The 23,712-nt window shown below is 62.5% G+C and carries 22 protein-coding genes and 3 pseudogenes; 15 read left to right on the top strand and 10 right to left on the bottom strand.

Annotated elements, in window-relative coordinates:
* Positions 1-413 precede the first annotated feature (413 nt).
* The 3 genes and pseudogenes from AB3G45_RS05345 to AB3G45_RS05335 form a co-directional block, all read left to right on the top strand.
* Entirely contained in the window at positions 414-1,388 is a 975-nt protein-coding gene (locus AB3G45_RS05345; RefSeq protein WP_367829587.1) for an NAD-dependent epimerase/dehydratase family protein, read from the top strand.
* Positions 1,389-1,540: 152 nt separating this feature from the next.
* Complete coding sequence (locus tag AB3G45_RS05340) at positions 1,541-3,217, top strand: FAD-dependent oxidoreductase (protein WP_367829586.1); 1,677 nt, start codon at positions 1,541-1,543, stop codon at positions 3,215-3,217.
* 166 nt (positions 3,218-3,383) lie between these two features.
* Positions 3,384-3,503, top strand: a pseudogene (locus tag AB3G45_RS05335) (IS6 family transposase); the annotation flags it as partial.
* Between the two features lie 23 nt (positions 3,504-3,526).
* Here the strand turns inward: AB3G45_RS05335 and AB3G45_RS05330 are convergent.
* Complete coding sequence (locus AB3G45_RS05330; RefSeq protein ID WP_367829585.1) at positions 3,527-4,903, bottom strand: alpha/beta hydrolase family protein; 1,377 nt, start codon at positions 4,901-4,903, stop codon at positions 3,527-3,529.
* 23 nt (positions 4,904-4,926) lie between these two features.
* Positions 4,927-5,961: a tyrosinase family protein gene (locus AB3G45_RS05325; protein WP_367829584.1), complete on the bottom strand. Its 1,035-nt coding sequence runs from the start codon at positions 5,959-5,961 to the stop codon at positions 4,927-4,929.
* A gap of 140 nt (positions 5,962-6,101) precedes the next feature.
* On the opposite strand from AB3G45_RS05325, the gene AB3G45_RS05320 reads away from it, so the two are divergent.
* Together AB3G45_RS05320 and AB3G45_RS05315 are read left to right on the top strand one after the other, a co-directional pair.
* Positions 6,102-6,593 (top strand): hypothetical protein, encoded by a 492-nt coding sequence (locus AB3G45_RS05320; RefSeq protein ID WP_367829583.1) that lies wholly within the window; start codon positions 6,102-6,104, stop codon positions 6,591-6,593.
* Positions 6,581-6,718: a hypothetical protein gene (locus AB3G45_RS05315; protein ID WP_367829878.1), complete on the top strand. Its 138-nt coding sequence runs from the start codon at positions 6,581-6,583 to the stop codon at positions 6,716-6,718. The genes AB3G45_RS05320 and AB3G45_RS05315 overlap by 13 nt, the downstream gene beginning before the upstream one ends.
* On the opposite strand, the pseudogene AB3G45_RS05310 reads toward AB3G45_RS05315, so the two are convergent.
* Positions 6,693-6,833: pseudogene (locus AB3G45_RS05310) on the bottom strand (transposase); the annotation flags it as partial. The gene AB3G45_RS05315 and the pseudogene AB3G45_RS05310 sit on opposite strands and share 26 nt — an antisense overlap.
* 289 nt (positions 6,834-7,122) lie before the next feature.
* Here AB3G45_RS05310 and AB3G45_RS05305 point away from each other — a divergent pair.
* The 9 genes from AB3G45_RS05305 (at position 7,123) to AB3G45_RS05265 (ending at position 15,611) form a co-directional block, all read left to right on the top strand.
* Positions 7,123-7,743: a cupin domain-containing protein gene (locus tag AB3G45_RS05305; RefSeq protein WP_367829582.1), complete on the top strand. Its 621-nt coding sequence runs from the start codon at positions 7,123-7,125 to the stop codon at positions 7,741-7,743.
* 137 nt (positions 7,744-7,880) lie between these two features.
* Positions 7,881-8,822, top strand: coding sequence for a substrate-binding domain-containing protein (locus AB3G45_RS05300; RefSeq protein WP_367829864.1), 942 nt, complete (start codon positions 7,881-7,883; stop codon positions 8,820-8,822).
* A 70-nt stretch (positions 8,823-8,892) separates the two neighbouring features.
* Positions 8,893-9,690 carry an ATP-binding cassette domain-containing protein gene (locus tag AB3G45_RS05295; protein ID WP_367829581.1) on the top strand — a complete coding sequence of 266 codons (798 nt, stop codon included), beginning with the start codon at positions 8,893-8,895 and terminating at the stop codon, positions 9,688-9,690.
* A gap of 38 nt (positions 9,691-9,728) precedes the next feature.
* The gene (locus AB3G45_RS05290) at positions 9,729-10,697 is read left to right on the top strand and encodes an ABC transporter permease (protein ID WP_367829863.1); all 969 of its coding nucleotides are present in this window, start codon (positions 9,729-9,731) and stop codon (positions 10,695-10,697) included.
* 2 nt (positions 10,698-10,699) lie between these two features.
* Positions 10,700-11,791, top strand: a complete 1,092-nt coding sequence (locus AB3G45_RS05285; protein WP_367829580.1) for a phosphotriesterase — start codon at positions 10,700-10,702, stop codon at positions 11,789-11,791.
* Between the two features lie 28 nt (positions 11,792-11,819).
* Positions 11,820-12,584, top strand: a complete 765-nt coding sequence (locus AB3G45_RS05280; protein WP_367829579.1) for a glutamine amidotransferase — start codon at positions 11,820-11,822, stop codon at positions 12,582-12,584.
* 17 nt (positions 12,585-12,601) lie between these two features.
* Entirely contained in the window at positions 12,602-13,507 is a 906-nt protein-coding gene (locus tag AB3G45_RS05275; protein WP_367829578.1) for a ribokinase, read from the top strand.
* Between the two features lie 5 nt (positions 13,508-13,512).
* Entirely contained in the window at positions 13,513-14,346 is an 834-nt protein-coding gene (locus tag AB3G45_RS05270; RefSeq protein ID WP_367829577.1) for a BtpA/SgcQ family protein, read from the top strand.
* Positions 14,343-15,611: a Zn-dependent hydrolase gene (locus tag AB3G45_RS05265; protein WP_367829576.1), complete on the top strand. Its 1,269-nt coding sequence runs from the start codon at positions 14,343-14,345 to the stop codon at positions 15,609-15,611. The genes AB3G45_RS05270 and AB3G45_RS05265 overlap by 4 nt, the downstream gene beginning before the upstream one ends.
* Before the next feature lie 202 nt (positions 15,612-15,813).
* On the opposite strand, the gene AB3G45_RS05260 is transcribed toward AB3G45_RS05265, so the two are convergent.
* From AB3G45_RS05260 to AB3G45_RS05235, 6 genes are all read right to left on the bottom strand, one after another.
* Positions 15,814-16,929 (bottom strand): ABC transporter substrate-binding protein, encoded by a 1,116-nt coding sequence (locus tag AB3G45_RS05260; protein WP_367829862.1) that lies wholly within the window; start codon positions 16,927-16,929, stop codon positions 15,814-15,816.
* Positions 16,930-16,979: 50 nt separating this feature from the next.
* Positions 16,980-17,531: a sarcosine oxidase subunit gamma family protein gene (locus AB3G45_RS05255; protein WP_367829575.1), complete on the bottom strand. Its 552-nt coding sequence runs from the start codon at positions 17,529-17,531 to the stop codon at positions 16,980-16,982.
* Positions 17,524-20,331 (bottom strand): 2Fe-2S iron-sulfur cluster-binding protein, encoded by a 2,808-nt coding sequence (locus AB3G45_RS05250; RefSeq protein WP_367829574.1) that lies wholly within the window; start codon positions 20,329-20,331, stop codon positions 17,524-17,526. Before AB3G45_RS05250 ends, AB3G45_RS05255 begins: the two co-directional genes overlap by 8 nt.
* Positions 20,312-20,596 (bottom strand): sarcosine oxidase subunit delta, encoded by a 285-nt coding sequence (locus AB3G45_RS05245; RefSeq protein ID WP_367829573.1) that lies wholly within the window; start codon positions 20,594-20,596, stop codon positions 20,312-20,314. Before AB3G45_RS05245 ends, AB3G45_RS05250 begins: the two co-directional genes overlap by 20 nt.
* Positions 20,597-20,605: 9 nt before the next feature.
* Positions 20,606-21,859, bottom strand: a complete 1,254-nt coding sequence (locus tag AB3G45_RS05240; protein WP_367829572.1) for a sarcosine oxidase subunit beta family protein — start codon at positions 21,857-21,859, stop codon at positions 20,606-20,608.
* Between the two features lie 238 nt (positions 21,860-22,097).
* Positions 22,098-22,757 carry a TetR/AcrR family transcriptional regulator gene (locus AB3G45_RS05235; RefSeq protein ID WP_367829571.1) on the bottom strand — a complete coding sequence of 220 codons (660 nt, stop codon included), beginning with the start codon at positions 22,755-22,757 and terminating at the stop codon, positions 22,098-22,100.
* Positions 22,758-22,890: 133 nt separating this feature from the next.
* On the opposite strand from AB3G45_RS05235, the pseudogene AB3G45_RS05230 reads away from it, so the two are divergent.
* Positions 22,891-23,340 (top strand): annotated as a pseudogene (locus AB3G45_RS05230) (transposase); the annotation flags it as partial.
* On the opposite strand, the gene AB3G45_RS05225 reads toward AB3G45_RS05230, so the two are convergent.
* A complete protein-coding gene (locus tag AB3G45_RS05225) occupies positions 23,294-23,596 on the bottom strand; it encodes a LysR substrate-binding domain-containing protein (RefSeq protein ID WP_367829570.1) in 303 nt (100 codons plus the stop codon). The pseudogene AB3G45_RS05230 and the gene AB3G45_RS05225 overlap by 47 nt on opposite strands.
* Positions 23,597-23,712 lie beyond the last annotated feature (116 nt).

The raw sequence follows: 23,712 nt of genomic DNA, 5'->3' as shown, positions 1-23,712 counted from the left end.
GGGTTGTTGGAGGGATAGGTTGCAGCGGATTGTAAGGGCCTGCGTCCTGTCGATGCAATTCGCTTATCTCTGTTCATGCTATAATATGAGATATAATATCTCTATGTAATAAATGATTGACAGTGCGTTTGCCGGTCTCCTACAAGATGCGGCTGATCGAACAACCGTGTCCGGTGAGCAAGAAGCAGAGAGGGGGAGCTCCATGGTCGTTGAGAATCTGACCGTCCACAGATGGCAACGGGCGTTGTCGCTGCCATCTCCTTCGCCGCCCGGCAGCGGTGCAGGCCTTTCCCAATTTCAAGGACGGCGTGGTCAAGTGCCGCGGTAACTGTCGCGAGGGATCGCGCGATGCGATCCGCGACATGACCGAAGAACGACTGAGACTATCCAATATGTAATAGGCTGTGTTTCGCATGAACTCGATATTGGTTACCGGCGCTGGCGGTTTTCTCGGTCGCGCCATCGTCATGGATCTGCTGGCGCGCGACGACCGCGTGGTTGCTCTCGAGGCGGGCGATTGCGCACCACTTGTCGCGCTGGCCGAAAAGACTTCCGCACTTACCGTGGTGCAGGCCGATGTGTGCGACGGCGATGCGGTCGACGCGTTGTTTTCAGCCTATCGCCCCCGCGCGGTGGTGCACTGTGCGGCCGTTGTCGGCGTTCTGGCGTCGCTCGAAGCGCCTCGCCAGCTTTTCCGCGTCAATGTCGAAGGGGCGATCAATATCTTCGAGGCAATGAAACGCCATGGCGTCGGGCGGATGATTCACCTTAGCTCTGAGGAGATCTACGGCGAATTCGACACCGACCGTATCCACGAGGATCATCCCCAACGTCCTCTCCATGCCTATGGCATCAGCAAGGCTGCCGTCGAGCATCTCGGCCGCAGCTATCGCAGCACTTGCGGAATCGAATGCATCAACATCCGTACATCGTGGGTTTACGGGCCGAATTTCCCACGTGACCGGGTGCCGCTGAACATGATCCGCGCGGTCGTTCGCCGCCAGCCACTTCATGTGTCAGGTGGAGCCACCGAGCGCATCGACCACACCTATCTCGATGATGCCGTGGCGGGGGTGATAGGCGCGCTGGACTGCTCCCACCATCCGTACGACGCCTATCACGTTTCCAGCGCCTCGGCCCCTTCGCTGGCCAAAATCGCGGCGATCCTCGCTGAACTCGACCCGCAGGCCCCGCCGATCAGCGTGGGCAGCGGGCCCTGGCTGCATGCCGGGAATGTAGCGATGCCGTGCAAGGGGGCGCTGGATTGCCGCCGGGCAAGGGAGGTCTTCGGCTATCGGCCGCGTTTCGATATCCGAGCGGGCCTTGCTGCCACGCTCGAAGGCGAGCGCCGAGCGCTGCATAAAGGGGAGGGCATCGTTTATGGGTAAGATGCTTGTAGCCGAGGCGATGTGGCGCGCAGCATCCCGGATGCACGGACCGCTCGCCTGCGCGCGCATGGCACATGATCTCGACGCTGGTACTGCCGCAGTCGAGGATTGGATGCTGGTCAGCCCCGACGGCTGGAACGCCTGGAGCTATCGTGGCAGATTCTGAATTCGACGTTGTTGTCGTAGGAGCGGGCGCGGCCGGCATGACGGCTGCGGCCACGGCTGCAGCAAAGGGGCTTCGCGTCGTCGTCGTGGAAAAAACTGCCTATATTGGCGGCAACACCAGCTTCTCAGGCGGCATGGTCTACGTCCCGAACAACGCGCATATGTCCGCGGCAGGCCAGCCGGACGACCCCGCTGAGGCGCTCGCCTATCTGGAACGCGTCATCCTGACGCAGGACGGCGGCGAGCAGCGTGCCCTTTTTGTGCGCAAGGGCCGGGAGGCGATCGAGTTCCTTGAAGGCGAAACGGCTGTGCAGTTCAAGCCCGTGCCGTTCTATCCAGACTACTATCCCGATCTCGAAGGCGCGCGAGCCGGGATGCGGGTGTTGGAGCCTGTCGCGTTCGACGCGGCGACGCTCGGTCCATGGTTCCGGCGTCTGCGACCGCCGATTCCGGAATTCACCATTCTCGGCGGCATGATGGTGGGGCGGGAGGACCTGCAGCATTTCCGCAACTTCAGCCGTTCGCCGCGCTCGTTCATGCGTGTGGCGCGGCTGGTGAGCGCATACGGTCTGCAGCGACTACGCCATCACCGGGGCTCGCGGCTTGTGCTGGGCAACGCTCTGGCGGGCCGCCTGCTGAAGTCTCTGCTCGACCGCGGCGTGTCGATACGGACTGAATGCCAGCCGCTCGAAATCGTCGTCGAGGGCGGCCGCGCCACTGGTCTGTGGGTCTCGGACGCGCAGGGCGCGCGGACGATCTGGGCGCGGCGCGGCGTCATCCTTGCCACCGGCGGCTTTTCGCATGGCGAGGCCAAGCGCCGGGCATGGTTGCCGGCGGCGGCCAGCCTCGACAGCGCGTTTGCCCCAGGCAGCACCGGTGACGGCCTCGATCTGGGCGAGGCGGCGGGCGGCGTGATCGCCACTGAAAATGCCAACAATGCCTATTGGAGCCCCGCTTCGGTGTATGCACGGGCGGATGGACGCAAGGCAGTCTTTCCTCATACGGTGACGGATCGCGGCAAGCCGGGCTCGATAGTGGTGAACCAGATAGGCGGGCGCTTCACCAACGAGGCCGTTTCATACCACCGTTTTGGGGAAGCACTGCTGCGCGAGGGCAACCTGCCGGCATGGATCGTCTGTGACAGCAGCTTCATCTGGAAATATGGGCTGGGGGCCATCATCCCGTTCACCCGCAATCTGCGGCCCTATCGGGATGCAGGCTATCTCGTCAGCGCCAGCAGTATGTCTGAGCTTGGGGAGCGTCTGGGTGTCGACGGAGACGCGCTGTCCGCGACAGTGACTAACTTCAACCGTGATGCCCTGGCTGGCAAGGACAGCAAGTTCGGGCGCGGAGAGGATATTTATTCGCGTTATCTAGGCGATGAGGAAGTCGGACCAAATCCCTGCCTCGCGCCGCTGCTCAAACCGCCTTTCCACGCCATAGAACTGGTGCTAAGCGATCTGGGGACCTGTGCCGGCTTGCGCACCGATGCCGATTGCCGTGTGCTCGGCAGCGATGGCGAGGCTATCACAAACCTCTATGCCGTTGGCAACGACATGCAGTCGATCTGGCGAGGGCACTATCCCGGCCCCGGCATCACGCTTGGCCCAGCGCTGACGTTCGGCTATCTGGCCGGATGCCATGTTGCCAGAAGCGATGGATGAGACGTATCGTCGTCATTGGGCCGCAAGACATCCGGGGGGCGATGTGACGTTGTCCTGGGCTTAACGGTTGTTGGATAATTCGGCTGAGGTGACCCCGCCGACGATCAGTTACAAGAACCACCGCTTTCCACCGCAGATCATCGCCCGCGCGATGTGGCTGTATTTACGGGACGTAATGTCCGCTGCCGAGCATCGATCGCATAAGGGCCTGAACAATCGTGCGGAGAATTCTCACGTCCCACTTCGAAAACGAGGACGGAGGATGCAGGAATTTCGATCTGTCGGAAGCGCCTGAAAAGCGCCTATCCCTCACGATCTGGCCAGTTCGTTGAACCAGTCAAAGGCATTTTCAGAACCGCCGAGGGATGTTGCATTGCCATAAAGCCCGGCAATGAAGGTGGCGCGGTGGCTGGCGCCGGCTATGGAAATGCCCTGGGTGAATCTGCCGCCCGCGGACAAGGCCCTATAGACCATTTCCGGATGTATGGCTTCATCCGCCAGCCCATAATGGAAGCGAATGGGGCTGTCATAATCCCACCAGGACGCGCTGTTGGTCGCGAGATGGCGCAGGAAGGCGCTGTTTCGCTCATCGGTGAAACCGTCCATGAAGCCATCGACCATCAGGTCGGTAGCCGTCGGATAGGGAGCATCCGCAGGGAAATCCACGGAATAGTCGTTCCAGTATTTTCTGGCCATAACCCTGTACTTCGGGCGGACCGCGCATTCGATCAGGCCGTCCAGCCCATAATGCCGCTCATAGCTCCCCAGGAGGACGATCATGCAAAGCGGCAACCAGGCCGGGATTTCGGGATAGGAGGTGGTGCCGGCCGGAAGCGGGAAGTTTTCCTTTCCACTACAGAAACGCCAGGACTGGAGGGCATCGTTGAAGGGGCGGGCGACGGCCGTCGCCTTGATCGCCAGACCCGAGGCGCGCAGCGACTGATGCAGCCATTGCGTGTTGATGGCCCCCTGCGACCAGCCGTGCAGGAACAGCTTCCCCGGCGTGATGTTGAGGGTTTCAAGCGCCGAAAGACCAGCCTCGAGAATGTCGGTGCAGGCCTTCACCGTGGCGTCCTTGACGACATAGGCTTCGCCACGCCCGTTGCGCAAGGGGCCCTTGCCCAGATAGTCGGCGGCAACGACCGCAAAGCCGCGCGCGGCGAAGCGGTGAACGTTGAAGAGCGTTTCCAGCGAATCCCGCTCGTCGGACAATTCATAGGCGGGGTCCGCTAGCCGGGTCAGGTTTGATGGCACCTGATCGAAGGACAGGATCGTGCCGTGCTGCCATGAAACGACCGGAAGCTCCCCCTTAGCCCCGGCCGGCAACGCCAGGAGGCCGGTGACATCAAGCACTTCACCTGTCTCGGGAACCGTTGTCGCGGTGACGACGCGATAAAGCTGCACGTCATCGAGGGCGCCCTGGCTTGCCGCATCGAAATCCGCAACGACCGCTCCGGCGTTGAACAGGGGAAACGCGCGCGCGACATTCTCGTCGAGACGTCTCGCACTGACAGTCGTTGCCGCTTCAAGGCGGACCTCCCGGCCGGCGGGCCTGCCTGCCGCAGTGCCCGCGTCCGCCAAGGCCGCCTTCGCGCCGGCAAGCCCCGCCGACAATGCGCCCATGCCCAGAAGAAGGTTGCGCCGGTTCGGCCGGAAGGCCCTGTCCGCCGTTGCTTCATGTGCCATCGTGTATTCCCCTTTTGCGCGGATCACCTGCGCCTCGCGCATTGCCGTTGAAGGCTGGATCGCCTGACAGACTCCAGGCCCTTGTTTTGCGAAGCGTCGTCCAGCGCCGCGGCGATCCCGCCATCGGCTGGAAACGCCCTATTTGTGGGCATGTACGGATGAGCCGCCGCGCTGCTTGACCCAGTCCGCCGCCGGAATGATCTTCGTGCCCTTGTCGATGTCGACCAGCATGTCATAGGCATAGCCGAGCTGGGGGGGCGCGCCACGACATCGCCGCTGGTCGACGTGTAGGGCCACAGCCTGTCGTTCAGGTTGTTGCCGCGCGGGCCGCCGCTACGCGGCAGATATTCGTATCGGTTGGCGGCCCACCATGTCTCGGCGATGCGGTCGGTATTGGCGTGGTGCAGCCAGAAAACCGGATCGTTGGGCGAGGTCAGCGTGTCGGCGAGAGAGCCGGGATGGCCTTCCCTGGTCGTGCCGCCGACCCACATATGAACCGTGCCATGTAACAGCGTGGCGGTGGTCCCCACCATGGTGACCGCGCCGCCATCGCAAGCGAGGCCGGAGGCATTCAGCATGCCATCGACGAAGGAACGGAAACTGACGTCGTTATCCGCCGTGACGCCCCATGGCGCCGCGTCATACTGAGGCCGGGCCAGGGCCTGCTGCACCTCTTCGCCCACCGGCAGCGCCATGCCCTCGATCGAACCGATGGCGCGCACGAGATAATCGAACCGGCCGGGATTGGTGCTTTCAAAGCCCTTGACGTTCAGGCGCCATTTCCCATGCCGGAACGGGCCGGACATGACATGGTCGTTCTGGTCCGGATCGCCCTCGGGCCCCATGAAGTCCTCGGCAAAAACGGTCTTCAGGCTCTCCGGGTCCGTCCAGTCCCAATAGGGAATGGCCATGGGCTTGCCCATGACCGTGGTCATCGCCGTCTCGAATTCGCGCAGAAACGCTCGGTGCCACGTCAGAAGGTCCGATCCGTTGTGGCCATAGCCGCCCTGTCCCGGCTCGTCCGTATAGCAGACCAGCTTGCGCACATGGGCGGCCACGAAATGATCGTACCAGTTGCCGACCTGGTCGCCGTCCGGGGAGGGCGCCGATTTCAGCCGCCAGAGGGCATCGACGAAATCGGCTTTCTCGGCGGCATGTCCAGGGTAAGATCGAGTTTAGCGAATCCGAACAGTGCGGCATGGACCTGTTTTATGGCGAGCAGGCAGAGTGCCACCATTGCCACGGCAGCTTCAACTTCAACGACCAAGTCGTACGCAGGAACAGCCGCCTCGTCGAAGCGATCTTTCACAATGACGGCCTCTACAATATCGATGGCCGCGGTGGGTATCCTTTTCCCAACCGGGGCCTTTACGAGGTCACCCAGAAGCCGGAAGACATGGGGGCATTTCGCGCGCCCAGCCTGCGCAATGTCGCGCTGACCGCACCGTACATGCACGATGGCAGCGCCGCCACGCTGGAGGAGGTGATCGAGCAATATGCCCGCGGCGGCCGGACGACGGCTGCAGAACCCCATGCGGGCGACGGTCGCATGAGCCCGTATCGCAGCAGCCTGATCGGCCGGATTCGCCTGGCCGAACAGGACAAGCAGGATCTCGTGAGCTTCCTCGACAGCCTGACGGATGAAACGCTGCTCACGGCGCCCCAATTGTCCAATCCGTGGAAGCAATAACAAGGCATGCCGCGCTCGACACCGTCGTGCTGTCGCCTGCGACCGGCACCTATGTCAGCCAGTCGGACACGGGCGAGATCGTCGGCGGCGGCGGGCTGGACCGGCATATTTCTTTTTCCAATTGAAGTAGGTCGCCTGGCTGATCCCTGCCTTGCGGCAAATCTACGCGACCGTAACCCCTTCATCACCCTGCTTCAGAATGAACGCCTTCTGCGCGTCCGAAAACTGCGATGCCTTCATTGTCTTCCGTTCCTTTCCCAGCCAGGAAAAATCACCGGAAAACTCTAACCAAAATCGGTCCAGTTTGAAGGGGGCAGATCAGTTCGTTTCTCACCAGGCCCCAGGCCAATCGGCTGAGGCTCGGTAAATAGCGGTCGGTGCAGTTCAAGACCTGTAAGTCGGCCGAATTATCAAAATGTTACATGTTCATGCAGGAATGCGTAGCTTCGTTTGCCACAAGAGTCGCAGCTGGACAGTGCTCGATTGAAGGATTTATAATTGTAGCACCGATTAATGCGATGCCTCTCACATGAATATAGTCAAGCCGTCTTTGCCGTTTGAAAGCAGTCGGGAGGATAAGGTCCAGTCGAACCCGGTGCGGCTTGGCGCCCGCCTCAAGCTCGCGCGGCAGACGCGCGGCTTGACGTTGAAAGCACTGGCGCGGGCTGCGGATTGCTCCGAAAGCCTGCTTTCGAAGATCGAGAACGGCAAGGCTTCGCCATCATTGCCCATGCTGCACCGGCTAGTGCAGGCGCTGGATTCCAATATCGGCTGGATGTTCGAGGAGACGGATGCCGATGAGGGCGTGGTGTTTCGCGCCGGCACGCGGCCGTTGATCTCGCTCGATCCGTTAAGGCGCGGCGAGGGCATATCGCTCGAGCGCATTATTCCCTATTCGCAGGGCCATCTGCTCCAGTGCAACATTCATCATATCGACATGGGCGGAGAGAGCGCCGGGCCGATCCAGCATGTCGGCGAAGAGGTGGGCTACGTCCTCGTCGGCGAGATCGAACTGATGATCGGCGACAAGACCTTTCGCCTGGCCGCCGGAGACAGTTTCGTGTTCAATTCCGAACTGGCCCATTCGTATCGCAATGTCGGAAACCAGCGGGCCTCGATTTTCTGGGTAAATACCCCGGCAACGTTTTGATTTAACCCAAGAAAAAATTCCGAGTTGTTCTTTGCAATCGTTGAAATTCAAGTGACTTGACAGAAATTCAAGTCACTTGAATAATGCCGTTGTAAATTCTGTTGCCGCCCGCGGCTTCTAACAAGGGGAACCTAAAAATGGGTCGGACCAAATATCTTCTCGGCTGTGCTACAGCCGCAGCGATGATGCTTTCCATGGGCGTTTCCAGCGCCTTTGCCGATACATTCGCGCTCGTCACCATCAACCAGCAGGCACTCTTCTTTAACCAGATCAATGACGGCGCCAGCGCTGCGGCCAAGGCTGCAGGCGCCGATCTCGTCATCTTCAACGCCAATAACGTACCCGCGGCGCAGAACGATGCGATCGAAACCTACATCACGCAGAAAGTCGACGGCATCATTCTGGTGGCCATCGACGTCAACGGCGTGAAGCCGGCCATCACGGCTGCCAAGAATGCCGGCATTCCGGTCATCGCCATTGATGCACAGATTCCGGAAGGCGACAACATCGCCTTCGTCGGCGTCGACAACACTGCGGCCGGTGGCGAGATCGGCAAGTTCTTCTCCGACTATGTGAAGAGCGACATGGGTGGTGCCGCGAAGGTCGGTGTCGTCGGCGCGCTTAATTCCTTTATCCAGAACCAGCGTCTCGATGGTTTCAAGGCCGCCGTGGGCGAGGGCGGCCAGAAGGTCGAGTTCCTCAATACCGTTGACGGCCAGAACGTGCAGGACGTCGCGCTGTCTGCCGCCGAAAACCTGATGACCGCCAATCCCGACATGACGGCGCTCTACGCGACCGGCGAGCCGGCGTTGCTCGGTGCGGTATCTGCCGTTGCCAGCCAGGGCCGCGGTGATAGCATCAAGGTCTTCGGCTGGGATCTGACGAAATCCGCCATCGATGGTATCGACCAGGGCTTCGTTACGGCTGTGATCCAGCAGGATCCTGCCGGTGAAGGCAAGGCCGCGGTCGAGGCGCTTGTCAAGGTCAAGAAGGGCGAAAAGATCGAGCCGATCATCAACGTGCCGGTCACCATCGTCACCAAGGCGAATGTCGATCAGTATCGCGAAATGTTCAAGTAAGCCGAACTGCCGCCGCCGCCCGGCCTGACGATCAGGTTGGGCGGCCGGATTTCCAGCAAGGGCATTGAATATGACCGACACGCAAGCCAGCCGTGTCCGCATGACCGGCATTTCCAAGCGCTATGGCGCTCTACAATCGCTCGATAACGCCTCCCTCGATCTGAAGCCCGGCGAAGTTCTCGGCCTGGTGGGTGACAACGGCGCGGGCAAGTCTACCCTTAGCAAGGTTCTCTCCGGCGCGGTGATCCCGGATGCCGGCACTATCGAGATCGATGGCAGGGAGGTCGCCTTCACCTCGCCGGCCGACGCGCGCGCAGCGCGTATCGAGATGGTCTATCAAGACCTGGCGCTCTGCGACACGATCGATGTCGCAGGTAATCTCTTCCTCGGTCGCGAGCCGAAACGGCGGATAGCCGGCGTGCCGATGCTCGACAAGAAGCTCATGCACGAGCGGGCGCGCGACATGCTCTCCAATCTCGGCATCGTCATTCCGGATACCCGCATGAAGGTGGAAAACCTTTCGGGTGGCCAGCGCCAGTCCATCGCCATCGGCCGCGCCGCGTCCTTCAACCCTTCCGTGCTCATCATGGACGAGCCGACTGCCGCACTCGCCGTCGCCGAGGTGGAAGCGGTGCTCGAACTCATCCGCACCGTCTCGCAACGCGGCGTGTCCGTCATCCTGATCACGCACCGCCTGCAGGACCTTTTCCTCGTCTGTGACCGCATCCAAGTGATGTATGAGGGGCGCAATGTCGCCGAGCGCCGGATCGAGGACACCAATATCGAGGACGTCGTCAATCTCATCGTCGGGCGAAAATTCGCCGCCCGGTCCGCAGGCCATAACCGGGAAAAAGGCGTCTCCACATGAGTTCTGAACCCAACGCCTATGCCAGTCATCCATCCCGCATGCGCGAGGCGACGATCCTCGACAAGGTCGTGGCAAATGGCGGCGTCATGTCGATCGCACTGTTCTTCGTCGTCTGTTGCCTGTTTTTTGCGGTGACGACCGACGCCTTCCTCACCGCGCCCAACCTTCTCAACGTCATCAGGCAGTCCGCGCCGTTGCTCATTGTTGCAGCTGCCATGACCTTCGTGATCACGACGGGCGGCATCGATCTTTCGGTCGGCTCCATTCTCGCCTTGACGGCCACGCTTTCGGCGGCAGCCCTGCAGGCCGGTGTTCCCTGGCCGCTTGCTATCGTGCTGATGCTGTTGCTCGGCGGCGTGGTGGGTGTCATTCAGGGCTACTTCATTGCCTATGAGCGCATCCCCGCCTTCATCGTCACGCTCGCCGGCCTTTCCGTGATCCGTGGCTTTGCGCTGCTCATTACCGGCGGCTATTCGATCCCCATCGAGCCGACGAGCCCCTTCGTTGCGCTCGGCCGCGCCTGGGTGTTCGGCATTCCCGCTCCGGCGCTGATAGCCATCGTCATCCTCGCCGTCGCCTATATCGCCTTCAACGAGACCCATTTCGGTCGCTATGTCACGGGCGTCGGCGCCAATGCCGAGGCGACACGACGGGCAGGCGTCAACACGCGCCGTGTCATCCTCTGGGTCTATGTGCTCTCGGGCACGGCAGCGGCAGCAGCCGGCGTCATCCTCTCCGCCCGTCTCGGTTCCGGCTCCTCGAACGCGGGACAGGGCTTCGAGCTCGACGTCATCGCGGCCGTCGTGCTCGGCGGCACCAGCCTCTTCGGCGGACGCGGCTCTCTTGTGGGGACGGTTCTTGGCGCGCTCACCGTTGCGGTGCTCGCAAACGGCCTCATCCTCTCGCATCTGTCGCCCTTCTTCACGCCGATCGTCACCGGCTTCATCATCCTCGTTGCGATCTGGCTGAACTTCCGCCTGTTTCGCGGCGGCGCAAAGGGGCGCTGAGAATGCTCGATCACCTCTTCACGGACGCGCCGAAAAAGCGCTACCCCATCGGGGTGAATTCCGGCGCCGCCATGACCGTCACCGGCCCTGTTCCGGTGGGCGATCTCGGCGTCACGCTGATGCACGAGCATATCTTCCTCGATGGTGCGACCAGCTGGATCTGCCCCTGCCATCCGGACGAAAAAGCGATCGCCGAACAGAAGGTCTCGATCGAGATCATCGGCGAGTTGCGCATGAACCCCTATATGAACCGGGACAATGTCTCGCTCGATGACGGGGACCTGGCGCTAGGAGAGCTCAAACGGTTTCAGGCGCTCGGCGGCTGCACCGTGGTGGAAACGACCAATTTCGGCATTGGCCGCGATGCGGCAGGCCTTGCTCGCATCGCGCGCATGTCCGGGCTGCGGATCATCATGGGGACCGGCTTCTATCTGGAGCACACCCATCCTGACTGGCTGAAAGCCATGGACGTCGATGCGGTCACGCAGTTCATCGTCGATGATGTCGGCGGCGGCGAGACGCAGCCGGAGGTCATGGCCGGCATTATCGGTGAGGTTGGCGTTAGCCGTGATTTCACCGCTGAGGAGGAGAAGTCGCTGCGCGCTTCGGCGCGGGCGTCGCGCATCACCGGTCTGCCGCTTTCCATCCACCTGCCGGGCTGGGAGCGCCTGGCGCATCGCGTGCTCGACGTGGTGGAAGAGGAGGGCGCCGATCTGCGCCACACCGTCCTTTGCCACATGAACCCCAGCCACAACGATCTCGACTACCAGATGGCATTGGCCAAGCGCGGTGCCTTCCTGGAATACGACATGATCGGGATGGACTATTATTATGCCGATCAGGACGCCCAGTCGCCAAACGACGAGGAGAATGCCCGCGCCATCGCCGCCCTCGTCGACACCGGTTTCGGCAACCGGCTGCTGCTGTCGCAGGATGTGTTCCTGAAGATCATGCTGACCCGCTACGGCGGCTTTGGCTATGGCTATATCCTCAAGCATTTCCTGCCGCGGCTGAAGCGTCACGGCGTCGACCAGGCGGCCATCGACCGCATGCTGATCGACAACCCGAAATCCGTCTTTTCCGCCATCGCCTAGGCGATGGCCCATCGTTCAAGGAGTTTCCATGACTAAGAAAAAAGTGTTGCTCGCCGGTGAATCCTGGGTATCGACCTCCACCCATATCAAGGGTTTCGACCAGTTCCCGACGGCGACCTATCACACGGGCGCGGATGAATTGCTGAAGGCCCTGAAGGATAGCCCTTTCGATGTTACCTTCATGCCGGCGCACGAGGCTCAGAAGGAGTTCCCAAGCACGCTCGAAGGCCTTCAGGCCTATGACGCCATCGTGCTCTCGGATATCGGCGCCAACACGCTGCTTCTGCATCCCGATACCTGGATCCACTCGCGTCGCACGCCCAACCGCCTGAAATTGCTGCGCGACTACGTTGCCCAGGGCGGTGCGCTCCTGATGTTCGGCGGCTACTATTCGTTCCAGGGCATCAATGGAGGAGCGCGCTTCCGCAACACCGCAGTCGAAGAGGTGCTGCCGGTGGCCTGCCTTCCCTTCGACGATCGCGTCGAGGTGCCGGAGGGCTTTACGCCCGTTGTTTCGGGCGATGCTTCGCATCCGATCCTTTCGGGTATTATCGGTGAGTTCCCCTATCTGCTCGGCTTCAACGAAGTGACGCTGAAGGAAGGGGCAAAGCAGGTCATGACCGTTTCCTCGGAATATGGTTCGTTGCCGCTGCTCGTCACGGGTACTTACGGCCAGGGTCGCACGCTCGTTTGGACGTCGGATGTCGGCCCGCACTGGCTTCCGCCAGAATTCATCGCTTGGCCGGGCTACAAGATCCTGTTCGAGCAGATGCTCGTCTGGGCAACGGACTGAACGGAAGGTCCCGGGCCATGACCATCCATGTCGTCGGCAATGTCTGCGTCGATACGAGCTTTCGCCTGGAGCGGCTGCCGCAGCCGGGCGAAACGCTGAACGCAGCCGCTACCGGCGAAGGCCTCGGCGGCAAGGGGGCAAACCAGGCCGTTGCGGCCGCCCGGACAGGTGCGTCAGTGATGCTCTGGGCGCCTGTGGGACGGGATGCAGCCGGCGAGGGGATGGAGAGCCTGCTTTCCGCGGAGATTTCCGACCTGCATCTCTCGCGCCTCGACCTGCCCAGTGATCGCTCGGTTATCCTGATCGATCGCCATGGCGAGAACGTCATCGTCACCGCCGCCGCCTGCGCGGAGGCGTTCGATCCGCTGACGATGTGCCCGATTATATCGACCTGGCGCGCCGGCGACGTGCTGCTGATGCAGGGGAACCTCGGTCCCCATGTGACGGCGCAATGCCTGAAGGCGGCGCACGCTGCCGGGCTGTTCACGGTTTTCAATCCGAGCCCGCTGCCGGCCGAAGCGCTGGATCTGGCGGCGGTATCGCTTCTCATCGTCAATCGCCCGGAGGCCGAGGCCTTGACCGGCGAGACCGATCCCGAGCGTGCCGCCGACCGCCTGCGCGCGATGGGTGCCACCACCGTCATCGTGACGCTCGGTTCGGAGGGTGCCGTCGTTCTGGATGCATCCTCCCGTCTCCAGATCCCGGCTGAAGAACGCCAAGCCGTGGATGCAAGCGGGGCCGGCGATTGTTTTGCCGGCACGTTGGCGGGGCTTCTCGCGCAGCGCGTGCCTCTTTCCGCCGCCGCAAGACTTTCAACACGGGCGGCGGGTCTCGCTGTCGGCCGTACTGGCACGCTTGCCTCCTTCCCCACCCGAGCGGAGCTTTCCGCCCTGACCAATACATTGAAACTGGAAAACGTGTGATCGCCATGAGCAACCCCATCGGACGGCAGGACAAGGATACGCTGAAGACGCTTTTCGGGCGCGACAAACCGGTGATCGGCGTGGTGCACCTGATGCCGCTGCCCGGCGCACCGCGTTATGACGACGAAGGCGTCGAGGCGATCTATGAGCGTGGTCTGTCGGATGCGCGCGCCTATCTCACGGGCGGCTGCGATGCCGTCATCGTCGAAAACCACGGCGACGTGCCCTTTGCCAAGCCCGATGATATCGGTCACGAAACATCGGCGCACATGGCCGTTGTCGCGGACCGCATCCGCCGCGAGCTCGGTCGCCCGATCGGCATCAACGTGCTCGCCAATGCGGCGATCCCGGCGCTTGCCATTGCGTCTGCCTCGTCGGCATCCTTCATTCGCGTCAACCAATGGGCCAATGCCTATATCGCCAACGAAGGTTTCGTGGAGGGGGAATCGGCACGCGCCATGCGCTACCGCGCCCATCTTCGCGCCCGTGGCATCCGCATCTTTGCCGATGCCCACGTCAAGCATGGGGCGCATGCCATCGTCGCGGATCGGCCGGTCGAGGAGCAGGTGAAGGATCTTGTCTTCTTCGATGCCGATGTCGTTATCGCCACCGGCCAGCGCACCGGCCACACGGCCGATCTCGGTTATATCAGGATGATCAAGGAGGCTGCATCGCTGCCGACGCTGGTGGGCAGCGGCGTCACGCACGACAATGCCAACGATATCCTGTCCGTCGCCGACGGCGTGATCATCGCAAGCGCTCTCAAATATGATGGCGTCTGGTGGAATGCGGTTGAGCTCGACCGGGTCGAGCGCTTCATCGCAGGCCTTGGCCGATGAACATGAAGCCGGAGGTCAACGCCGCGCGTCTCCTTGCATCCGTGTCCGATTTTGCGGCGATCGGTGCAACGTCGGCCGGTGGCGTCAACCGGCAGGCTCTGGGCGTCGAGGACCGCGTGGCCCGTCGGCTGCTTGCCGAGCGTGCGCTGGCGCGTGGCTTCTCCGTCTTCCAGGATGAAATCGCCAATCTGTTCATTCGCCGTGAAGGCCGCGATGCGTCCCTGCCGCCGCTCCTCATCGGCAGCCATCTCGACAGCCAGCCGACCGGCGGCCGCTTCGACGGCGCGCTTGGCACGCTCAGTGCCTTCGAGGCGCTCGAAGCGCTCGCCGACGCCGGCATCGAGACCGAGCGCGCCATCGAGGTTGTCGCCTTCACCAATGAAGAAGGCAGCCGCTATTCGCCAGGGTGCATGGGCTCCATGGCCTTCGCGGGAGCGGGAGCCTTGGCAGATTGGCAATCAATCCATGCAACGGACGGCCCGGTGCTGGCCGAAGAGCTGACCGCGACGCTCGCTGCGCTGCCTGAAGCAAAAATGCGGCCCATAGGCCATGCCATTTCCGCGTTCGTGGAACTGCATATCGAACAAGGCCCGATCCTCGAGCGGGAGGATGTGCCGATCGGGGTCGTCACGGCGGTACAGGGCACGAAATGGCTTGAGGTTACCTTCTCCGGCAAGGCAGCCCATGCCGGCACCACCCCGCTTGAATTTCGCAAAGACCCCATGAGTGCGGCGGTGGCGGCGATCGCAAGCCTCCAATCAGCGATCATGCCAACGGACCCTGACGCGAGGCTAACGGTCGGCCGTATTGCGGCAGAACCAGGTTCTATCAACGTTATTCCGAACAGCGTTACCTTCACTGTCGACATCCGTCATCCGGATACTGCCACCCTTGCCGTGATCGAGCAGCACGTACGTGAGGAATGCGCAGCCGCAAGCGCACGATGGGATTGCGAGCTTGCCATAAACCAACGCGTAGACATGCCGCCCGGACGCTTTGCCCGATCCATCGCAGAGGCAATTGAAAGTAGCTGTGAAAGGCTTGGTCTACAGTGCCGCCGAATGGTCTCCGGTGCTTTTCACGATGCGCTTTTCGTCAATCGTGTCGCGCCGGCTGCCATGATCTTCGTGCCATGCCGAGATGGCATCAGCCATAACGAGGCGGAGTTCGTGGTCGATCATCACATGATTTCCGGCGCCCGGGTTCTACTTGATGTGGTCGAGCGGCTAGCGAGCCTGGCTCGGAATGCGGTCCACGGGGTCTGATAGACAGACTATCCGTTCAGATTGGCTGCGCAGCTCACATGAGAAAACGGACCCGCCGTCTGAATATCGCCGCCACGCATGCCCTGCTCCTGCCGACTGATCACTGTGAAATGGAATCACGGCTGTTCGCTCGCAGCAAGGGCCTTTTTCGCACGCTGTTAGAAGGCCCGGCGCTCGGCCGAGCCTTCGCTCTTTCTCGCGCTTACTTCGTGATCGGTGCGTAAGCGCCATTGCTCCAGCGGTTAATGTCGTAGCTGGCGTTTTTGAGATCTCCCTTTTCGTCGAAGGTGACGCTTCCGACGACCGTATCGATGGGCTGGCCGTTTTTCAGGGCCTCGGCCACCTTGGTTGGGTCATCCGAACCCGCGCGCTCGATGCCCTGCGCGAAAGCCTCGATCACCGCGTAGGAGAACAGTGTGAAGCCTTCCGGCTTGAAGCCGCCCGCCGAGATCTTCTCGACGGCTTCCTTGGCTTCCGGCTTGGCCTGTGGATCGGACGGGAAGACGAACATCGTGCCCTCTCCAGCAGGTCCCGCAACCTGCCAGAATTCCGGCGAGGCGATGGAATCAGGCATGATCAGCTGGAACGTGTAGGCCTGCTCGGCGGCCTGGCGCAGGATAAGGCCAGCCTCCGGATGATAGCCGCCGAAATAGACGACATCGACCTCGGCGTCCTTCAGCTTCGTCACCAGCGCGTTGTAGTCTTTCTCGCCGGCATTGATGCCTTCCGCGATGATTTCCTTGAGGCCGTTCGCGTTCATCGTCGCGCGCACGGCGTCGGCCACGCCCTGGCCGTAAGCCGTCTTGTCATGCAGCACGGCGACATTCTTGCCGGCATATTCCTTGGCGATCCACGGGCCGATGAAGGCGCCCTGTGCGTCGTCGCGGGTATACAGACGCATGATGTTCGTCCAGCCCTTGGCAGCGGCATCGTCCGTCATGACCGGATTGGAGGAGGCCGGGCTCATCATCAGCGTACCGTTTTCGGCATAGACTGCGGACGCCGGAATGCTCGAGCCCGAGCAGGCATGACCATCGACGAACCGGATGCCGGCTGCAGCGATGCGGTTGGCGACGGAAACCGCCTGCTTGGGATCGCACTGGTCGTCTTCGAACTGCAGCTTGATCTGTTTGCCTATCACGCCGCCCTTGGCGTTGATGGCATCGGCGGCGGCCTGGGCGCCCTGCTTGAACTGGTCGCCGATCGTGGCAAGCGGTCCTGTCAGCGGCCCGGCTACCGCGAAGGTCAGGTCCTCAGCGCGTGCCGCCGTACCCATGAGCAGGCCGATGGCCGTGCCGATAATCAGAATGTGCTTCATTGTCTCACTCCCGTTTTCGCCCACATCAGTGCGGGTCGCTCCTTCGAAGCCTACTTTGTTGCTTGAACGCTTGCTTCCCTCGAAAGCAGCAGCTGGCATTCGAGCCATTCCCAGAGAGAGGCGGCAAGCCCCCGCTCGACATGCACTCGCAATGCCTGCGGCCCTTCGTGACAATAAACGGCGCATGTCACGCCGCCGAACGGCATGGCAGCGGACGGGCCGGCATGGTCCGGATCGACCGTCACTGCCCGCGCCAGGAGATCGCGCACGCCTTCGCCACGCATCTCCAGAACGCGCTGCCCCGAGCCAATACTGGTAACAGCATAACCTGCCGCATGCCACCCATCCGCGCATTCGTCCGTCGCAAGGCCAACGACCAGCATCCGGTCGCGCGCGAGACGCACCGCATAGCGTTCGCCGGAGGCCACTTTCAGCCCGCCAACGTCCCCGCCTAGATCGTATTGCGCCAGAAAGCGGCCGAGATCGCCGCTGACGAGCCGCTGCGTCAGGCTAGTGATGGCGAGGATCGTGATGCCGGGGCCGGCGAGACAGGCTTCCGCCCAGTCCGGTTCGGGCCGCCATGTGCGGGAAAGATCAAGCATGGAGGCGGCTCCCTTCCTCATCGAATGCGCAAGCAGACACGATGCGGGCGCGCCTGAATTGGCGCAAATGCTGCAGCTCGATCACCTCGCCCATGCGCGAAAGGCCGCGCTCAATCAGCCCGAGCGCTATCGGCTTCTGCAGCACCGGACTGAAATAGCTCGACGTGACGTAGCCGGTGCTGCGCAGACCGGCCGAGGTCGGCTCGATGCCATGCGCACCGGTCGGCAGCGGGCCCTTGTCGTCGATTGCGTCCAGCCCGACGAACTGCCGTCGATCTGCGCGGGCGGCATCCTCGGCGAGCAGCGAACGGCGGCCGATGAACTCGACCTTCTTGCGTTCCAGCGGCGCGGTGAGGCCGAAATCCATGGGCCGGCTGGTGCCGTCGGTATCCTTGCCGATGACGACATAGCCTTTTTCGGCGCGCAGGATCATCAGCGCCTCAAGCCCGAGCAAACGTGCGTCGAAAGCCTTGCCCGCCTGCCGCAGCCGCGCCCAGAGCGCGCCCGCATGGTCGGCCGGCACGGAGATCTCATAGGAGCGCTCGCCGGTGAAGCTGATGCGGGCGATGCGCACCGCGACTCCATCGAAAACGCCGGAAGTGACGGCCATATGCGGCAGGGCCGTATCGTCAAGCGCAATGCCGAGGTCGAGTATCTCCATCAGCGCCCGCGCCTTCGGGCCGGTGACCGTCAAGGTCGTCATCTCGGCAGTGGCGTTGTGGATGAAGACGCGCCGCTTGTCGAAGCGATCCTGCCGCCATTCCTCCAGCAGGCCGTGGACGCCCGCCACATGCGAGGAGGAGCAGGAGACGACGAAACGGTTTTCATCGAGCCGCACCAGAACGCCGTCGTCATAGACATTGCCGCCTTCGGTCAGGATGAAACCGTAGCGGCAACGGCCGGGCGCCAATGTCGACATGGTGTTGTAGTAGATGAAATCGAGGAAAGGCGCGGCATCCGGCCCGATCACCTCGATCTTGCCGAGCGGAGAACCGTCGAACAACGCGACGCCGCTACGCGCCGCATGCGCTTCCGCCTGGATGCGTTCGTCCGGCGCGCCGTCCCCGTAATGGGCCGGGCGCAGCCAGCCGCCATATTCGCGAAATACCGCGCCGTCAGCCCGGTGTTGCTGTTCCAGCGGCAGGCGGCGCAGCGGCTTCATGCGCGTGCCGGAGCGCGCACCGGCGAAGGAAGCGAAAGGCACCGGCGTGAAGGGCGGGCGATAGGTCGTCGTACCGACCTCGGGAATGCGCCGGCCGGTGAGTTCCGCCATCAGCGCCAGACCGTTGACATTCGAGGTCTTGCCCTGATCGGTGGCCATGCCGAGCGTGGTGTAGCGCTTCAGATGCTCGACGGAGACAAAATTTTCGCGCATGGCGAGTTCCACGTCCTTGGCGGTGACGTCGTTCTGAAGATCGATCCAGACCCGTTCCCTGGCGCCCGGCTTCGGCCAGGCGGCGACGATGCTGAATTCGCGGACTTCCGTCGCGCCAAGCTCCGCCGGAAGCCTGAAATCGCCGGCGGCGGCCCCGATCACGTCGATACCTTCGACCGGCCGGCCGGGCACGAAGGCTAGGATATCGTCGCGCCACTCCAGCTTGCCCTGTGCCTGGCAATAGAGATGTACGCTCGGTGTGAAGCCGCCGGAGGCAAGCACGGCATCGGCCTCCAAAACACTGCCATCGGACAGTTTGACGGCCGCCACCGCGCCGCGGCCCATGGCGGAAAGGACGGTGCGTCCCGAGAGCACCCGCAGTCCGCCCGAAGCCGGCGCATCGGCGCGATAATCGACGACGGTGACATTCGGCCCGGCCGCCGCCAGCGCCTCCGCCGTCTCATAGGCCAGGTCGTTATTCGTGGCGATCACCACCTTGCGCCCGACGGCGATGCCGAAGCGGCGGAGATAGACGAGCGCGGCTTCAGCCGACATGATGCCCGGCAGGTCGTTGTTGCCGAAGGGCAAGGGGCGTTCGATGGCGCCCGTCGCGAGCACGATCGATTTCGCACGAACCCGCCAGAAACGATCCGGCGCGCCCTCCGCGCCCTTCTGGTTGAGGCCGACGAGATGATGGTCGTAGATGCCGAAGGCCGTCGTGCCGGTCAGCACCAGAGCCCCGGCCCCGGCCAGTTCCGCCGCCACATCCGCCGCCCATACGGCGCCAGATTTTCGCTCGATCGTGCCCTCGCGAAACAGTAAGCTGCCGCCGACCTGGCGGCCGTCGTCGCAGAGAAGCACGCGTTTTCCGGCGCACTGCGCCGTGCGGGCGGCGATCAGGCCCGCCGGCCCGGCGCCGACCACCAGCACGTCGCAATGATGGTTTATCTGTTCGGCGAAGGCGGGGCCTTGCACTTTTTCGTCCAGCACCCCGAGACCCGCCATCTGGCGGATGCGCGGCTCGAACAAGTGCCAGTCCGGGGCCATGAAGGTTTTGTAGTAGAAGGCGGCCGGGATGAAGCGCGCGAAGGCATCGAGGAAGGCATAGCGATCGTTCTCGGCGTTCGGATCGGCATTGACGCTGCGCACGGCCATGCCCTCGACGGCAAGCGCCTGCGTGGCGCGGGTGTTCGGCATGTCGCCGACGATATCGACCAGCGCATTCGGCTCCTCGACGCCCGCGCCCCAGAGTCCGCGCGGGCGATGATACTTAAAGCTGCGGCCGAGCACGGAAACACCGCCGGCCAACAACGCCGAGGCGACCGTATCGCCGGCAAAACCGTTGATCGCGCGCCCGTCGAAGGAAAAGCGCAGCGGCCGCGAGCGGTCGATGGCGGACCCGCCCTCAGTGCGCCATGCCGTCATTGTCGCCTCCCTTTCCCAGCACAAAGGACTGCGGCCCGCGGTGATGCACGGTATCCCGCTCCATGCGGAAAATTTCGCCGCAGGTCATGTGCATCCAGATTTCGTTTGCCGTCCCGCGCGGATTGTTGCGCTCGTAGAGATAGGCGGCCCATTCGCCGTCCTCGACGGTGCGAAAGCCTTCCGGACGATGGTTGCCGGCATCGCCGCCGAAATGGAATTCGCTCTCGTTGCGCAGTCCGCAGAAGGGGCATGGAAAAAGCTGCATCGAAACCTCCTAATGCGCGATGCCGGAGCCGGCGGCCTCATCGATCAATCGACCGCGCGAAAAGCGGTCGAGATCGAAGGGACGGCTGACATCGTGATGCCGGCCGGTCGCCAGCAGATGGGCAAGCAGCGTGCCGCCGGCCGGAATGGCCTTGAAACCGCCCGTGCCCCAACCGCAATTCAGGAACAGGCCCGGCAGCGGGCTTTCCCCGAGGATCGGCGAGGAATCCGGCGTCACGTCGACGATGCCCGCCCATTGCCGCATCAGCCGGAGCTGGCGGAACGACGGGAACATTTCGAGCAGGCCCGAGACTACCTCCTCCAGCACCGGCAGATTGCCGCGCTGGCCATAGGAAGGCACCCGGTCGAGCGCCCCGCCGACGACCAATTCGCCCTTGTCCGACTGGCTGGCATAGGTGCCGGTTCCCGGCGACAGAACGACGGTATCGAGCACCGGCTTGATCGGCTCGGAAACGCAGGCCTGCAGCGCATAGGAGGTGATCGGCAGGCGGAAACCGGCCTTGGCTGCCAGATGCGAGGAATGGCCGGCGACGACCATGCCGGTGCGCTCGGCGCGGATTTCGCCACGGCTGGTCTTGACGCCACGGCAGCGCCCACCCTCGATCAGAAATTCCTCGACCTCGCAGGATTGGATGATTTCGACGCCCAGTCCGTCCGCGGCGCGCGCATAACCCCAAGCGACCGCATCGTGCCGCGCCGTGCCGGCCCGGCCCTGCCAGACGCCGCCGAACACCGGATAGCGCGCCTGCGGCGAGCGATTGAGCAGCGGCAGAACGCGGCGCACGTCCTCAATGCCGAAGAGTTCGGCATCCGTGCCGTTGATCTGCATGGCGTTGACGGTGCGCGCCGCCATCTCCATCTCCGCCTCGCTATGAGCGAGCGTGACGATGCCGCGCTGGGACAGCATGATGTTGTAGTTGAGATCACGCCCGAGCCCCTCATAAAGCTTCAGGGCCATCTCATAGAGCGCCGTGCTTTCCGGGAAGAAATAGTTGGAGCGTATGACGGTGGTGTTGCGCCCGGTATTGCCGCCGCCGAGCCAGCCCTTTTCGATAACCGCGACGTTTCGGACATTGTGCGTTTTGGCGAGGTAATAGGCCGTCGCCAGACCATGGCCGCCGCCGCCGATGATCAGGATGTCGTAGCGCGGTTTCGGTTGCGGCGAACGCCAGGCCTGCTGCCAGCCCTTCTGCCCCGCAAGGCCCTCCTTGAAGAGCGAGAATGCCGAATAGTGCCGGGTCATCGCATACCGGCGCTCCCGCCGCGGCGGCAACTTGGCAAGGCCGAGTATCGCTTCATGCGCTGCCTCATGGATGAAGACCGTCCCCCGCCGGGCCTCCAGTGCCCGGTCTGGCACTATGCGTATTCGCTCTGGACACAAATGTCCAGAATATTGCGACAGACGACGCGAGATGGCGACTCCATCGCCGAACTTCTTCCTAAAATACGGAACTTTCGATATGTACAGACGTGGCCATTGTTCAGCCGTTCGGTTGGACTCGACGCGTCAATTCCTCGAAAGCCGCAACCTCCTCTTGCGACCCCTTGCGGCCGGTAAAGCTAAGGAGGTAGGGCTGCAGAAGCCGCAGCCGCATTTCACGGTCGTCGCGCATGCCGAGCGTATAATGGCCGATCTGCGTGAAATAGAGGACGCGCGCGCGAACGAAGGCTTCCTCATCCGGATAGCCATAGCGCAAGAACATGCGGGTCACCGCATCGACGCGCTGGTCATCCGCCTGGTCGACGACCTCTCGCACCGCCGCATCCACCTGCCCCCAGGAACGCACCGCGGCATCGAGGCGCGGACTAAAAAGCTCCGGATCAACCCAGCACTCAAAGATATGGCACACTGCTTTCGTCACCGTCGGCGCCGGGCGAAGCGCCCGCTCGATAATCGGGCCAGTGTTCTTGCGCAGCCAGTATTCGAGCAATTCGCGATACAATTCCTGCAAGTCGGCAAAAAACCAGTAGAAGCTCGACCGCGATACCCCGAGCGTTTTCGCCACGACCTGAATCTTCACGTTGGCAATGCCCTCTTCCAGGAGCGCAGCAACGCCAGCCTCGATCCAAGCCTCGCGCGTCATGCGACAGGCCACTTGCTTGGCCGCCCCTTGTGTTTTCGTCGCGTTTGATTTGCTCACCCAAATTCCTCGTATTTACGAGGTACCCTATAGCACCATTCGAGGAGGCCGTACGAATATGCAACTAGCCCGATGGTGAGCGGGGCCGTGGCAAGATGCCAAGCTGAATCGCATCCTCACGTAACCAGTTTCGATCCGGGAGGATAGGAAGTGGATCTGGCGAGGGAAATGCCCTTCTGATCCAAAAGTTCTATCGCAGATCATCCGCAAGCGTGCTCCGCACGCAAGGCTGGTTGTCTTCGACACAGGTCCCCTATCGACGTGGTTCCATCACGCGCTGACAGCCGAGAGAATTCCCGCGATTTGCATTGAAGCACGTCCTGCGCAAAAGGTTCTGAACGAGACGCTCAACAAGACTGATGCCAATGATGCAGATGGTCTAGCGCAGTTGGCCGAAGCCGGATTTTACAAAGTCGTGCGAGTAAAGACTTTCGATAACATGCTGACGCGCACACTGGTAACTGCGCGTAGCCAGCTCGTAAGCGTTTCCAGGCAGCTCAGCAACCAAATACGTGGTCTCCTAAAAACATTTGGTCTCATCGTGCCCAAAGGGGAAGGCCGGGTATTTGATGCCAATGTGCAGCTTCCAGACAGAGCCGGGCTACGAAGTTCCGCCCGGTCGAAGGCTTCTCTGCATCGGCGTCGGCGGTGATCGTCAGGTCGCTCTCTCCCTCCCTGAGCAGCCAGCTCAGCCCCTCGTGCTTTCCTTCCATCAGCGCCGGCTCCAGGCGCGGGCGCCAGTCCCGCGCCAGTGCGACGACATGGGGGATTAGGGAGGGGCCGGCCGTCGAGATGACGCCGACGCCGAGCCGCCCGGCGAAGGGTCCCGCCCGCCGCATGGCCCATATCGGCGGCAGAATCCTGGAGGAGTTGGCGGGACTGATGGGGTGACGCCGCGACCGTCTGTCCTCGATGCATATCCACTTCACTCCTCGGCCAACTCCTGACTGCAGTG

Origin of the sequence: Shinella sp. S4-D37 (genome assembly GCF_040812195.1) — a bacterium.
Classification (GTDB): domain Bacteria; phylum Pseudomonadota; class Alphaproteobacteria; order Rhizobiales; family Rhizobiaceae; genus Shinella.
The sequence above is the reverse complement of the archived record's forward strand: the minus strand, read 5'-3'. Positions and strand labels throughout refer to the sequence as shown.